Raw genomic sequence first — 14,288 nt, forward strand, 5'->3', positions numbered from 1 at the left:
TTTCGGCACCCCGCTCGCTAATACTGTTGGGTCTGTCAGTTAGCCGTAGACCAACCGTGGCAGCCACGTGACAATCTGCGGAAAGACCATACAGAGCACCAAGCCCACGATCTGCAAGAACAGGAACGGAAGTGCCGACTTGAAGATATCACTCATTGGAATCTCGGGCGGTGCAACGCCCCGCAGATAGAACAATGCGTAGCCAAAGGGCGGCGACAGGAACGACATCTGCATGTTCACGAGGTAAAGCACCCCGAACCACAGCACCAGATCCTCGGGCGTTTCCAGACCAAAGGCCTGCGCGCCGAGCGCCTTGATGATAGGCACAAAGATCGGAACACAGAGCAGTAGAATGCCCACCCAATCAAGGAACATACCCAAGATCACCAGCAGGATCTGCATCAGGATCAGAATGCCCCACGGCCCCAAACCTGTGGCCGCCAATGACTCTTGCACGAACTGCTGTCCCCCTTCGAGCACATACAGTCCCACAAAGATGGTCGCGCCAAACATGATCCAGATGACCATGGCAGATGCCTTGAGCGTGGTCACACAAGCTTCGCGTACGGTGGGCCAGTCCAGCTTGCGATGGATCGCCGCCACAATGAATGCGCCAAAAGTGCCGATCCCCGCAGCCTCGACCGGAGTTGCCACGCCAGAAAAGATGATCCCCAGCACGACCACCACCAACGTGATGGGTGCGGCCATCTTGCCAACCAGACGCAGTTTCTCGGCATTGCTCACGCGCTCGTCTACCGGAATGGCCGGACCAAGAGCAGGGTTAATGTAGCTGCGGACGACCACGTACATCATGTACATCCCCGACAGCAGTAGGCCGGGAATGACGGCGCCGATGAACAGCTCGCCCACCGATTGCTCGGCCACCACTGCGTAAATGATGGCAAGGATCGACGGCGGGATCAGGATGCCCAAGGTGCCCCCCGCCATGATAGAGCCCATAGCGATTTTGGGGTCATAGTGGCGCTTCAGCATGGCTGGCAGGGCGATGATGCCCATGGTCACAACCGCCGCGCCGATCACGCCGACCATCGCGGCCAGAATGGTCGATGCGATGATCGTCGCCGCCGCAAGGCCACCCTTGAGCCCGCCCATGACCTTGTAGATCACATCGAACATGTCGTTGATGATCCCTGCCCTTTCGAGCATGGCCGCCATGAAGATAAACAGCGGAATGGCCGAGAGCTGATAGTTCGTCATCAACGGAAAAATCCGCGAGGGCACGATATTCAGCGCCCGCGCATCCCCGAGGATGAACAGAAACACACAAGCCAGACCGCCCGTGACAAAGGCCAGCGGCAGACCCGCCATCAGCAGCGCCAACAGGCTGCCGAACATGATCAGCGTGAGCCACGCAATCTCGATTTCGATACCCATAGCTCAGTTCCCCCGCGCGACTTCACGGATGTCTTTCGACAGTTTCGACACGCCTTGCAGCACCAACAGCAGGCCGCCCATCACCATGACCCACTTCATCGGCCAGAGCGGGACTTCCCATTCGTTGAAGCTGATTTCGCCCCAGCGGATGTTCGGATCGGTCCACTGGTTCAGGCCAAAGCCTGACACCATCTCGCCAAAGCCGACTTGGCCGCGTGCCCAATCCGACACCACCGCGTTGCCCGAAGGCACGGCAATCGCGTCCATCGCGAAAATCCAGCTGGTGACCAGCAACGTGCCTGCAAAGATGAAGAAAAAGATCGAGGTCAGCAGATCGACCCACGCCTTCTTTGGCTTGGACATCGGTGCGTAGAAGATGTCCACGCGCACGTGGCTTTCGGTCAGCATCGCGTAGGAGCCTGCGATCAGGTATTGCATACCAAACATCAGGTACATCGCCTCGTGAGCCCAGTTTGTGGGCGAGCCAAAGACGTAGCGTGCGATCACTTCGTAGTAGTACACAAAGACCGCGATCACAGCCCAATAGGCGACGAACTCTCCGCAAAAAAGCGAAAGGCGGTCGATCCAGTTTTCGGCGTAGTCCTTGTCCTGCTTGGGGGCATCCTCGGCCTCGGCAGCGGCCAAGGCGCGCTCTGCTTCCGAGATTTCCTCTTCGGGGGGCAGTTGCGCATTGGCGCGGCGCACCAGTCCCGGCAACAGCACCAAATCCACCGCCAAAAGAGCGAGCAGCAAATAGAACGCGTAGCCCGCAGAGTTGTCCCATGATTGCCGCGTGGCCGCTGCGGCATCACGCTCGGGTGTCATAGTTTCCAGTGTCGCGCGTGCTTCTTCGAGGCGCTCTTCGCCCTTGTAAATTGTGTCTTCTGCGCGGGTCAAACGGCGCTCTGCCGACTTTTTGGCGAAAGAGCCTTCTTCAGCGGCCGCAACGGCAGCCTGCAATTCTGCCAGCCCCTCTCTGGCTTCGGTAACGCGACCTTCTTCGCGGTCCAGAACCCGCTGCGCAACGCGCAACTCGTTTTCGAAACCCGAGAGAATGGTCCGCGCGTCGTGGGTCTGAGCATTTGCGTAGAGAATGAAGAGAAAGACTGGCAGGTACACCAGTCCCCACAGGCTTTTGAGATAGAACCGATGCAAGCCAAGAATACCGCCCGTAACAGCGATCATGTAACCAAGCGGCAAGGTAAAACGTTTCTGTGTTGGCTGGGGACGGCGCGACAAAATCATCGCGATGATCGGAAAGCCGATCAGGCCGATCCAGTACAACCAATGCGGCAGCGTAAAGCTGAGCCCCGGCATGGCGTTCCTCGTTTATTGAGACAGACAAAAGGCCGCCCGGATGATCTCCGGGCGGCAAGTCGGGCGCTGTTCCGCGATCAGAGCTTCAGTTCGAGCCCCTGCGTCAACGCCGGGTCTACGTAGCCCAGCGAACCGGACATCATGTAGTCCAGCTGGATTTTGAACACCTTGGCCGCCATCGGGTCGCGGTTGGCGTAGTCGTACCAGATCGGCACGGCGACCTCGGTCATCAGTTCCACGTCGTCCTGGCTGAGGCGGGTGACTTCGGTTCCATCGGCCTCGAACTTGCCCCAAGCCTCTTGGTCCGCCTTCTGGATCGCGGCGTGGTGCATGTCGGAGTAGACGTGGGTTTCCATTTCGACGAACTGCTGCATCTGGGGCGACAGCGCATCCCACGCGGCCTTGCCCACGGTGATATCCATGATGTCCACGGGCTGGTACAGCGACATAAAGCCCGGAGGGCCCATGACGATGTAGTCGGTGACTTGGCTGAACCCGAGCGCGTAGTTTACCGCGGGGCCCACGTAGTCGGCCACGTCGATGGTGCCCTTTTCCAGTGCGGGGAAGATTTCAGAGCCGGGCAGAACCGTGGTCTCGGCCCCAATCGCGGTAAAGATTTCCGCGACCATGCCCCCGGGCAGACGCATCTTGCGGCCCGCGAAGTCATCGATCGAACGGATCGGCACTTTGGAGTGGATGATGTTCGGGCCATGGTGGACGGGGCCGACAAAGTGAAGTCCCTGCGCAGCATAGAGTTCGCGCGCGATGTCGATGCCGCCAAGGCCGTAGTAGAAAACGTCAAATTCGTGGGGATTGCGCAATCCCAGTGGGATCGAGGTCAAGAAGGTCGCCGCCGGAATGATGCCCTGCGCGTAGATGGTAAAGGGGTTCACCGCCTCGAGCACGCCATTCTTTACCGCGTCATAGAGTTGGAAGTCGCCGACAACGTCATTCGCGCCGAAGGGGGTAAAGGACAGCTCCCCACCTGTCTTTTCCTCGATGGTGGCGCACCAGTCCTTGAAAATCTGAAGGCCCGCGCCGCCCGGCCAGCTGGTCTGGATCTTCCAGTTGGTGCCTTTGGCCTGCGCGCCTGCGATATGGGGTGCAGCCAGCGTCGCAGCCCCTGCGCCCGCCAATGTGCGCAGCGCGGCGCGCCGTGTCGTAACTTTGGTCATATGATTTCCTCCCTTTGCTTGCCAAAGGGGCCAGTCTCCTCCACTCGCCCCGCCGACACCGAAGAAGGTAACGCAGCACAACCAAATTTGTATACAAAATTTAACATGTATAGATTTTTCGTGCACAAGATAGCGATAACGCCGCATGGCCGCATGCACAAAGCGACGCAAGATCAGGGGTATAGCGACAACGCAGCGAAATGAAAAAACTTACAGGATGCAGTGTAGCACAGGGCCTTTGCTGGTGGGTTTCGCCTCAAAGCTGAGTCGCAGGCCAGCCTATTTGGTCGATCAATCTCGCCTCTTCTGTGGAGGAAGTGCAGCGCTGCCGCATGAAAGCGCAACAATCAAATTCCAGAATAATCCTTCCCAACAGGCGATTAATTCCGCACCATCCGACTATTGATCCGCCATATTTTTAAGGACTTTTCTGATGGAAAGCGATTTTGACCGCGACGCGGAGGGCACGCCTGTTTTTGTCATCGGGCTTACCATGGCGGGTGCAATCTCTGCCGGTGCCTATACGGCAGGCGTCGTAGACTACCTGATGCGCGCGATGCATGCCCACAACAAACGAGTCGGTACGCCCGGCGGCCCCAAACACAAAGTGATGGTCAAAGCGATCTCGGGCGCCTCTGCTGGCGGCATTTGCGCAGGACTGATTGCGACAAACCTGTTGGCTGTCGGCCGCAATGGCGCGCCGGACTGGGACACGCCACAACCCCTACCGTATCCTGGCGGCGAAACAAAACTGGTTCTGGACCGCATCTACAAAGCATGGGTTCAAGACATCAAAATGTGGGACGAAGGGTCGAAAACCGGCCTACTTGCCATGGAGGATCTGGACGAGACCGATCGCAAAACGCTGGACCAAGAGGCGGCAGGCCTAGACGCCGCTGGAGCGATTTCTGCTCTGAACGGTCACCATCTGGATGATGTAGCCAAGGCCGCAGTGGGCGGGATTCCGGCGTGGACCACATCTGATGCCGGCTATGATTTTCTATCTTCAGAACTCGAACTCTTTCTGACCACGACAGCGATCAATCCCACTGTCTACGAGGTGACCTTTGGCGGCAACGCGCCCTTCAAGATGTCGCAGCACGGCATTGTCCGGCACTTCTGCGTCGAAGGCTTGGGGTCAGGCCCGCAGCTGCCCTCGCCGTGGCTCGTGTCTTGGCGCGATACAGGGATCAGACTGAACCCGCGCAATGCCACGTCGCCCTTGCCACTGGACAGCGCGAATGGCGGCGGTTGGACAAAGCTCACGGTGTCGAGCCTTGCCACAGGGGCGTTTCCAATGGCGCTCGCGCCGCGCGTCATCGACACAACCCCTTGGGAAATGGGTGGGCTTGGCGGCCCTGATCGCACCAGCCAAGGCGGCGCCCTGCCCTACGATCTGGACGCGCGATACACGGCCCGCCCCTATTTCGGCCTAAATGCGGTCGAGACGCGTGCACCCTATGTTGCGCTGGATGGCGGCGCTGTGGACAACGAACCCTTTGCCTATGCCCGTTACGCGATCCGCAAGGGCGGGCCTGACGCGAGCGGCGCGCTACAACTGGACCCGAACCCCCGCACGGCCAAAGAGGCGCACCGCGCGGTTCTGATGGTCGATCCCTTCCCCGAGGGCGATACCTTTAGCGTGTTGGACCCCCCGCGCCTGCTCAAGATGCTGGGGATCGCCGCCGTTGGAAAACGACTACAAAAGACGCTGGTCGGTCAAGCGCGCTTCAAACCTGCTGAACTTGTGCAAGCCCAAGACCCCGAGGTCCATTCGCGGTTCATGATCACGCCGCGGCGCGGCTCGGACGGCAGGACCGACGGCATTGGTGCAGGCGCGATTTCTTGCGGATTGCTCGGTGGATTCGGCGGCTTTTTGGACGAAAGTTTCCGCAAGCACGACTTCGTTCTGGGTCAGCGCAACTGCCAATGGTTTCTGAAACGCCACTTTGTTCTGAACCCAGAAAATGCCGTCTTGAGCATGTCGGATAGCAGCGCGACTGAATCTGTCCGCATCATTGATCCGGGGCCGGACAGCGACCTGACCCCCGAGATCCACCTACATGAATGGCCGCAGATGGCAGGGGCAGGATTTGACGCAATGGTTGCTCAGCTGGACACACGCTTGAAGAAGCTGGGGAAAGTCGAGATCGACAAGCTGTCCTCCAAGGGAGCCATGGGGTTTGTTCTCAAGACCGCCTGGTCCAATTTCACGGGGCTCAGCCTGCGCAGCATGTTGGTGGACACAGCCAACCGTGCGATGATGGCTGACCTGATCCTACGCAATCAACACGCGGACTATGCCGCCTATTCCGACGCAGAACGCGTATTGTTGGTGGGCCTGATCCGGCAGGGCGACACACCCATCTCAGCCGCTGATCTGGAGTCCTATGTGGTCAACGCCCAAAGCTCCGAGGAATTGGACGCCAAACTGCCGCAGGTCGGGCTGCCGAAACCTCCGGACATCGAATTCTTCTTGAAGCGTCAAGAAAAGAAAACCCCGGTCACGCGCAGCCTGAAAAGCATGTTCGGAACGCCGAAATTCTACTTCAAAGCCTGATCAAACGAAGAAGCCCCTGCCCTACGTCGCGGGCAAGGGCCTGTCGCCTGCATCAGACGCGCGTTACTCAGGCAGGGCATACACCGCGATCTGGTCGCCGACCTGATCCTTTAGAATCGTGTTTCCGCCCGCGACAAAGGCAACGTACTGGCGCCCTTCGTACTCATACACTGCGGGGATCGATACGGCGGGGGCCTCGACGATGTCTTCCCACAGCTCTTCGCCAGTGGCCTCGTCATAGGCGCGGACTTTGGCGTCCATGGTTGCCCCGATAAAGATCACGCCGCCCGCCGTCACAGCCGGACCGCCGATGGTGGGCGAGCCCATGCTTTCGGGCATGTAGAACCCATAGCGCTGCGAGGACCCGATGGGCCTACGCCATTTGATGTCGCCGGTGCCCATGTCGATGGCGGCAATCTCGCCATAAGGCGGTTCCCAGCAGGGCATTCCGGCCCAGTTCAACGCTGTTTTCAAAGACATCCCATAGGGCGCGCCGGTCTGTGGGTGAAAGCCGCCTTCGCCGTTGGTGGCCCCTTCGGTCTGCTGCTCGTAATCCTCGCGGGTGTAAAGCTGGATGTATTGAACAATGTGCGAGAAGTTCACGATGGCCGTCTGGCTTTCGGGGTCAAACGCCACACCGCCCCACTGCACGCCGCCCGAGCTGTCGGGATAGGTGAACACACCGCTGCCGTTGAGCGTCGGCGGGGTATACATGCCCTCGTACCACAGATCGTCCCACAGCTTGGAACAGCCCCCTAGGCTAACCGCGTCCGCGATCCACCAGACGTCCGGTTTGTGCGACTGGTCCAGAAGGGGCGCAGGCTTGGTCGGGAAGGGCTGGGTTTCGGCGTAAACCTCGCCCTCAATCGTGCCGTCCCCACCGGGCACGGGGCGCTCTTCGATGGGCCAGACATCTTCGCCAGTGAGGCGGTTCACGACAAAGAGAAAGCCCTGCTTGGTCGCTTGGATCAATGCGGGGATGTCTTCGCCATCAACGGTAATGTCCATCAATGTCGGGGCAGAGTTGATGTCATAGTCCCAGATATCGTGGTGCACCCACTGGCGCGACCAGACAACCTCTCCGGTCTCTAAATCAAGCGCGGTGGTCGATGTGGCATAGGGGATCTCTTCGGTCCGATTGCCGCCCCAATAATTTGGCGAGGGCGATGCGACCGGCAGATAGACCAGCCCTGCCCCTTCGTCTGCAGACATGGCCGTCCAGACGTTCGCTGTGCCGGTCTGCTGGCGAATATCCTCGGGCAGTGTTTCAAAAGTCCACTGCAACTCACCGGTCTGAGGGTCCAGCGAAAAGACCGCCCCCGGAGGAGCTTCGGCCCAATCCCAGTCCGATCCGGCCCAGCCGAGCACCACGTGGTTGCCCACCACGGTCGGGGGCTGCAACAGTGAGGTCGGGAAGCGCGCGTTGACGGTGTTGTACTGGTTGGTGTCGAACACGCCATCCTCGCCGAAATCGGCGCAGGGCTCGCCCGTGTCTGCATCAACAGCAAAGAGGCGCGCGTCCATCGTGCCAAGGTATACGATCTTCTGGCAGGCCTCGCCTTCGGCGGGTTCATCGGCCTCCCAATAGGCCACACCGCGGTTCTTGATGGCAGGCTGGGTCAGCGGCTCTAGCGTGGATTTGGTGTCAAAGCTCCACTTTTCCTCGCCCGTTGCAGGATCAAGCGCCAGAATGCGGTAAAAGGGCGTACCGATATACAGAGTATCATTGGCGAAAACCGGCGTCGCAGACCAAACGGTCGCAGCCAGATCGCCGGTGCCGTCGGAGAGGTCGCCGGTGTGCACCTCCCAAACCTTTTCCAACTGATCCACATTGTCCGCCGTAATCTGCGACAGAGGCGAATATTTCTGCGCATTCAGCTGTCCATGGAAGCCGTCCCATGTGGCGGTTTCGGGCACCAGCGGGGCAGTGCGCTCGGTTTGCGCTTGTGCAGCAACGCCCGCAACCAGCGCGCTTGTCAGGAGCAAGGTGAAACGGATCACAGCAAAGCTCCTTCCATCAGGCTTGCGCGGCGCGCGGGACGCATGCAGTCCAAGATCAGACCGATGGCCGCGACGACCATAGCAAGGATCAACATCGGCTGGTGCAAGAAGCCCGCCGCTAGCGCGGTACCAAGAATACCCAAACCGGTCAGAACACGCAGAACATTCCGGCCAAATCGCGAGGCGATGAGAGCAATGATCAGCCCCGCTCCGGCCACGAGCAACGACGAGACAATAACCAGCAGCGCGCCAGCCGAGCCATTAATACCAGTCAAAGGGGTGAGATAGGCATAGAGCGCGATCGCAGCCCCAGCCAGTCCGCCGGCGACCGTCAGCACGGCCCCGAAGCGGTAGGAATTTTGTGTAATCGACATGAAAAGTGCCTTTGAACAGAGTTCAAACCAAATCAAACGGTGAGGACAAAAACCTTGTCTGCACAGTATGTTACGGTCGAACGTGTCGCAGAGCGGATAGTTCCAGCACTTTTTCACATTTTATATCGCGTCCTTGGCAGGGGCCTGTTTTCTAAGCCCGAAACGCGCTGCTCGCCCCCGTCATCTCGGGATCGTGAAGTGGCCCACCGCGTCAGTGCGAGATCATCCAAGGCCGCTTGGCCGGAAAACTCTTGGACCCATCAGGCCGGTAGAGCGTACCGGACGACTTTTTGGATGATCCAGAACAACACGAGCATCCAGCCCCATGACCGCTGCGCTTGGGTTCGTGCTGCGCGCGTTCGTTGGTTTCGAATGCGGTACGGCGGCCTTTGTCCATGCCAGCAATCTTGGGCGCTGTGAAAAGAACGCGCGGCGCGTCTGCCGCGCATGTGGGGCAGCTGCAGGGCTGATCGAACGCAGACATCGGCGCATGGCTGGTAAAGGGACCGCAATCTTCGCAGAGGTAATCATAATAGGGCATCTGAATTCCTTTCGGGACGGTTGGTGGCTGCTGCGCGCGAGGCGCAGCAACCTTGGCTTTGGAGTGGTGGTCAGAGATCCGGCGCCAACGGAATGTCGATCGATCCGTCGAGATACTTGGTCGGCCCGTCGGGCCCCAGTTTGACATCGAAATCAAAGATGTCCGTCGGGAGCCATAGAGTTGCACAGGCGTTCGGAATATCCACCACGCCCGAAATATGTCCTTGGACGGGCGCGGTCCCGAGGATCGCATAGGCCTGCGCGCCTGTGTATCCGAACTTCTTTAGGTACTCGATCGCGTTTAGACAGGCCTGACGGTAGGCGACGTGGACGTCCAGATAATGCTGGGTGCCCGCCTCATCGACAGAGATGCCTTCGAAAATCAGATAATCATCGTATTTCGGCGCGATGGGCGATGGTTTGAAGATCGGGTTTTTCACGCCGTATTTGCTGACGCCCTCTTTGATCAGTGACACCTTCAGATGCAGCCAGCCCGCCATCTCGATTGCACCACAAAAGGTGATCTCGCCGTCGCCTTGGCTGAAGTGCAGATCGCCCATCGAAAGACCCGCGCCATCGACATAGACGGGGAAATAGATCTTACAGCCGCGGCTCAGGTCCTTGATATCGCAGTTACCACCATGTTCCCGCGGCGGCACGGTGCGAGCGCCCTCGGCTGCAGCCTTGTCACGTTCCTCGCCCTTCATTGCGCCCATATGGGCGGACTGGGTGTTTGGCAGAGCAGCCAAAGGCGGCGTACGCTCTGGATTGGTGTCAAACAGGGCCTTTTCGCGGCTGTTCCACATGTCCAGCATTTTGCGGTCAGGAAGACAGCCGATCAGGCCGGGGTGGATCAGACCGGCATAGTTCACACCAGGCACGTGGCGCGAAGACGTGAACATGCCATGGAAATCCCAGATCGATTTTTGCGCTTCGGGGAAATGCTCGGTCAGAAAGCCGCCGCCGTTCTGTTTGGAAAAGAAGCCGTTAAAGCCCCAGTTCATCTCCTCTTTGGCGCCGATATCCAGAATTTCGACCACCAGCAGGTCGCCCGGTTCTGCGCCTTTGACCCCGATGGGGCCGGACAGATAGTGGACCTGCTCTAGCTCCACATCACGGACGTCGGCAGCGTCGTCGTTGTTCTTGATTTGGCCGCCGGTCCAGTCATAGGTCTCGATCTTGAAATCATCGCCGGGCTCGACCCAGACGTTGATCGGAATGTCCGGATGCCAACGGTTGTGCACGTTCTCGTTGGTGTGCGGGCTTTCGCTAAGATCAACGGAAATGAGCGTGTCAGCCATGGGTATTACCTCCTTGCTTGAAATTTTTTAGACGGACAGGAATTTCGACACTCGGTCCGCGTCGATGCCGTCGCGGGGGCTGTCGTGGACGAATTGGCCGTTTTCGATCACCATCACGCGGTCCGCCACGTCGAGGGCGAAGCTCAGCACCTGTTCAGAGACGATGATCGACAAGTTCCTCTCGTCGCGGATGCGGCGCAGGGTGCGGGCCATTTCGCGGATGATGGAGGGCTGGATGCCTTCGGTCGGCTCGTCCAGCAGCAGCACCTTGGGGTCAGAGGCCAGCGCGCGAGCAATCGCGAGCTGCTGTTGCTGCCCGCCGGACAGGTTCCCCCCGCGCCGGCCCTTCATTTCCAAGAGCACGGGGAACAGCTCGTAAATGTCCGTTGGCACAGACTTTTTGCCAGTGACGGTCAGGCCTGTTTCCACGTTCTCCTGCACGGTCATCGCCGAAAAGATCATGCGCCCTTGCGGGACATAGGCGATGCCGTTGGCGACGCGCTTGTGGGACTTCATCGCGGTCACATCCGTGCCGCCCACAGTGACCGACCCGTTCGAGGTCGGCACGATCCCCATCATCGTTTTCATCAGGGTGGTCTTGCCCATCCCGTTCCGGCCCATGATGGCGACAATCTCGCCGGGTTTGACGTTCAGGTTCAGACCGTGCAGCACCTCGGATTCCCCATAGGCCGCACGCAGGTTTGTCAGGTTCAGCATAGAGGTGCTCCTTTAGTGGCCGAGGTAGACTTCGATGACTTTGGGATCGTTCTGCACCCGCTCCATGGAGCCTTCGGACAAGACTTTGCCCTGATGCAGAACCGTGACGCGGGTGGCGATATCGGCGACGAAACCCATGTCGTGCTCGATCACGATGACCGATCGGTCGGCGATGATGCGATTGAGTAGCTCTGCCGTTTTCTTGCGCTCTGCCACGGACATGCCCGCTACGGGTTCGTCCAGCATCAAGAGCTCAGGGTCCTGGATCAGCAGCATCCCGATCTCGAGCCATTGTTTTTGCCCGTGGCTCAGGAACGCTGCCTTCTCTTCCAAGAGGTCCTGCAAGAAAATCATCTCCGCGATCTCTTGAATGCGGGCCTTCACCGCGTCGTCGCGGCGGAAAAACAGCGCGCCAAAGACGTTGTACCCCTTGGGATAGCTGAGTTCGAGGTTCTCGAAGACGGTCAAGTCTTCGTACACCGACGGGGTCTGGAATTTGCGGCCAACACCGGCGTGGACGATCTGATCCTCGCGCATGTTCAAGAGCTCGTGCCCCTTGAAGTTGACCGACCCGCCGGTGGCTTTGGTCCGCCCGCAGATCAGGTCGAGCACGGTAGTCTTGCCCGCCCCGTTAGGGCCGATAATCACGCGGCATTCGTTGGGCTCGACGTAGAAGCTGAGTTCATTGACCGCCTTGAAGCCATCGAAAGAGACCGTCAGATCCTCGACCATCAGGACAAAGTTGGGGTTGTTCTGGACCATGATGTCACCTCATTCCGCAGGGGTTTTCGGGGCGGCAGAGCTGCTGCTCTGGCGGCTGAACAGCCCGTCGATACGGGGCGCGACCCAATCGGCCCAGATGCCTGCCAAACCGCGGGGGAAGGCCATGACGACCGCGATGAACAGCGCCCCAAGGCCCAAGAGCCAGACTTCGGGGAAGCTTTCCGAGAAGGTGGTTTTGGCAAAGTTCACCAGAAGGGTGCCGTAGACCGCCCCGATGATCGACAGACGCCCGCCGACCGCACAGAAGATCACCATCTCGATCGAGGGAACGATCCCGACCAGCGTGGGCGACATGAAGCCGACCTGCAGGGTGAACATGGCCCCGCCGATGGCCGCAAAGGCCGCGCCAAGACAGAAGACAGAAATCTTGAAGCTGGCCACGTCGTAGCCCGAGAAGCGCACGCGGTCCTCTTGGTCGCGCATCGCGATCAGCAGACGGCCCAGTTTGGATTTGCGGACGTAGTGGGCGGCGAAGAGACAGGCGAACAGAAGGATGCCGTTGACGAAGTAGAGGATGTTTTTGGCTTCGTCCGTGCGGATGTCCCAGCCGTTCAGGGTACGCAGGTCGGTGATGCCATTCACGCCACCGGTAAAGCCCTGCTGCCCGATGATCAGGATGGTCAGGATTGCCGCAATCGCTTGGGTGATGATCGCGAAATAGACCCCGCCCACACGACGCCGGAACATGGCAAAGGCGATGATAAAGGCGAAAACGACAGGCACAGCGATGATGGCGATCAGGGTCAGGCCGAACGAGTGGAACGGCTCCCACCACCACGGCAGGGCCGTGATCTGGTTCCAGTCCATAAAATCGGGGATGCCGGGTGTGGACTGGATCGCGGTGTTTTCTGGGGTCGACGCCTCGAGCTTGAGGAACATGGCCATGCAGTACCCGCCAAGGCCAAAGAACACGCCCTGCCCCAAGCTTAGAATGCCGCCCGCGCCCCAGCACAGGACCAGACCGACCGCAACAAAGGCATAGGTCAGATACTTGCCGAACAGGTTCAGGCGGAAGGTGTCCAGCGCCATGGGTAGGACCACAAAGATCAGGGCCGCGAGGATCGCAAAGGCGATGGCTTCTTTGGGTGTGATGAAAGCTGTTTTGCTGTTGGATGACATGGGGCTCTCCTTATTTCCGCAGCTTCAGGGCAAAGAGACCCTGCGGACGCAGCATCAGGATGCCGACCACGGTCAGCAGCGTGAGAACCTTGGCCATTGAGCCCGAGAGGAAGAATTCAAGGATGGATTGCGCCTGAGAGATGCTAAACGCACTGGCGATGGTGCCCAGCAGACTGCCCGCGCCGCCAAAGACGACCACAAGAAAGGTGTCGACGATGTAAAGCTGACCCGCAGTCGGACCGGTGGACCCGATCATGGTAAAGGCAGAGCCCGCGACGCCCGCCACACCGCAACCGATGCCAAAGGTCAGACGGTCGGTCCATTCGGTGTTGATACCAACCGCGCCCGCCATGATGCGGTTCTGGTTGATCGCACGGACTTGCTTGCCCCATGTGGACCGGAACATCAGGACGTAGATCGCGATGGAAATACTGACGGCCAGCACCATGACGAACATCCCGTTGATAGGCACTTCGATCATGTCTGTCAGAGGCAGCGATCCCATCATCCAGTCGGGGATCGTGACGCCGACTTCGCGCGCGCCAAAGACGCTGCGATAAATCTGCTGCAGGATCAGGCTTAGACCCCAGGTGGCCAGCAGCGTATCCAGCGGGCGCTTGTACAGGTGCCGGATCATCGCCCATTCAATGAACATCCCCAGCGCGCCCGTGACCACAAAGGCCAGTGCCATGGCAACAAAGAAATAAATGGAAAAGGCAAAGGGGATGTAGGTGGAGAACAGGTTCGAGACCAAATAGGTCACATAGGCCCCAAGGATCATAAACTCGCCATGGGCCATATTGATCACGCCCATCTGGCCGAAAATAATCGCCAGCCCCAGCGCCATTAGGACGAAAACGGAAAAGAGGATCAGACCCGCAAACCCCTGCATGGCAAAGATCGCGGTTAGCTCCCCCATTGTGTAGTCAGCAAACATCAAGGTTCCTTCCAGTCGAGACCCAAGGGAAAAGAGCCCGTGCCATTGCTGGCGGGGTGCCAAAGGCAC

General features: G+C 59.2%; 12 protein-coding genes. 1 reads left to right on the forward strand and 11 read right to left on the reverse strand.

What is annotated here, in order from left to right; genetic code table 11:
* Positions 1-39: 39 nt before the first annotated feature.
* The 3 genes from N4A58_RS20650 to dctP form a co-directional block, all read right to left on the reverse strand.
* On the reverse strand, positions 40-1,395 hold the full coding sequence (locus N4A58_RS20650) for a TRAP transporter large permease subunit (protein ID WP_072705950.1): 1,356 nt from the start codon (positions 1,393-1,395) through the stop codon (positions 40-42).
* A 3-nt stretch (positions 1,396-1,398) separates the two neighbouring features.
* Positions 1,399-2,712, reverse strand: a complete 1,314-nt coding sequence (locus N4A58_RS20655; RefSeq protein WP_293713296.1) for a TRAP transporter small permease subunit — start codon at positions 2,710-2,712, stop codon at positions 1,399-1,401.
* Positions 2,713-2,789: 77 nt separating this feature from the next.
* Positions 2,790-3,887 (reverse strand): TRAP transporter substrate-binding protein DctP, encoded by a 1,098-nt coding sequence (gene dctP, locus N4A58_RS20660; RefSeq protein WP_293713298.1) that lies wholly within the window; start codon positions 3,885-3,887, stop codon positions 2,790-2,792.
* 433 nt (positions 3,888-4,320) lie between these two features.
* Between dctP and N4A58_RS20665 the strand changes: the two genes are divergently transcribed.
* Positions 4,321-6,447, forward strand: coding sequence for a hypothetical protein (locus N4A58_RS20665; RefSeq protein ID WP_293713300.1), 2,127 nt, complete (start codon positions 4,321-4,323; stop codon positions 6,445-6,447).
* Between the two features lie 63 nt (positions 6,448-6,510).
* On the opposite strand, the gene N4A58_RS20670 is transcribed toward N4A58_RS20665, so the two are convergent.
* The 8 genes from N4A58_RS20670 to urtB form a co-directional block, all read right to left on the reverse strand.
* A complete protein-coding gene (locus N4A58_RS20670) occupies positions 6,511-8,448 on the reverse strand; it encodes a pyrroloquinoline quinone-dependent dehydrogenase (protein WP_293713302.1) in 1,938 nt (645 codons plus the stop codon).
* A complete protein-coding gene (locus tag N4A58_RS20675; RefSeq protein WP_293713303.1) occupies positions 8,445-8,822 on the reverse strand; it encodes a hypothetical protein in 378 nt (125 codons plus the stop codon). The genes N4A58_RS20670 and N4A58_RS20675 overlap by 4 nt, the downstream gene beginning before the upstream one ends.
* A gap of 211 nt (positions 8,823-9,033) precedes the next feature.
* Positions 9,034-9,363, reverse strand: a complete 330-nt coding sequence (locus tag N4A58_RS20680; RefSeq protein WP_293713305.1) for a zinc ribbon domain-containing protein — start codon at positions 9,361-9,363, stop codon at positions 9,034-9,036.
* Between the two features lie 70 nt (positions 9,364-9,433).
* On the reverse strand, positions 9,434-10,663 hold the full coding sequence (gene fmdA, locus N4A58_RS20685; protein WP_293713306.1) for a formamidase: 1,230 nt from the start codon (positions 10,661-10,663) through the stop codon (positions 9,434-9,436).
* A gap of 27 nt (positions 10,664-10,690) precedes the next feature.
* A complete protein-coding gene (urtE, locus tag N4A58_RS20690) occupies positions 10,691-11,380 on the reverse strand; it encodes an urea ABC transporter ATP-binding subunit UrtE (protein WP_293713307.1) in 690 nt (229 codons plus the stop codon).
* Positions 11,381-11,392: 12 nt separating this feature from the next.
* Complete coding sequence (urtD, locus tag N4A58_RS20695) at positions 11,393-12,142, reverse strand: urea ABC transporter ATP-binding protein UrtD (RefSeq protein ID WP_293713308.1); 750 nt, start codon at positions 12,140-12,142, stop codon at positions 11,393-11,395.
* A gap of 9 nt (positions 12,143-12,151) precedes the next feature.
* On the reverse strand, positions 12,152-13,282 hold the full coding sequence (urtC, locus tag N4A58_RS20700; protein WP_293713309.1) for an urea ABC transporter permease subunit UrtC: 1,131 nt from the start codon (positions 13,280-13,282) through the stop codon (positions 12,152-12,154).
* Between the two features lie 10 nt (positions 13,283-13,292).
* On the reverse strand, positions 13,293-14,219 hold the full coding sequence (gene urtB / locus N4A58_RS20705) for an urea ABC transporter permease subunit UrtB (protein ID WP_293713310.1): 927 nt from the start codon (positions 14,217-14,219) through the stop codon (positions 13,293-13,295).
* Between the last annotated feature and the right edge of the window lie 69 nt (positions 14,220-14,288).

The sequence above is a fragment of the Donghicola sp. genome, from assembly GCF_025210255.1.
Lineage (GTDB): Bacteria > Pseudomonadota > Alphaproteobacteria > Rhodobacterales > Rhodobacteraceae > Donghicola > Donghicola eburneus.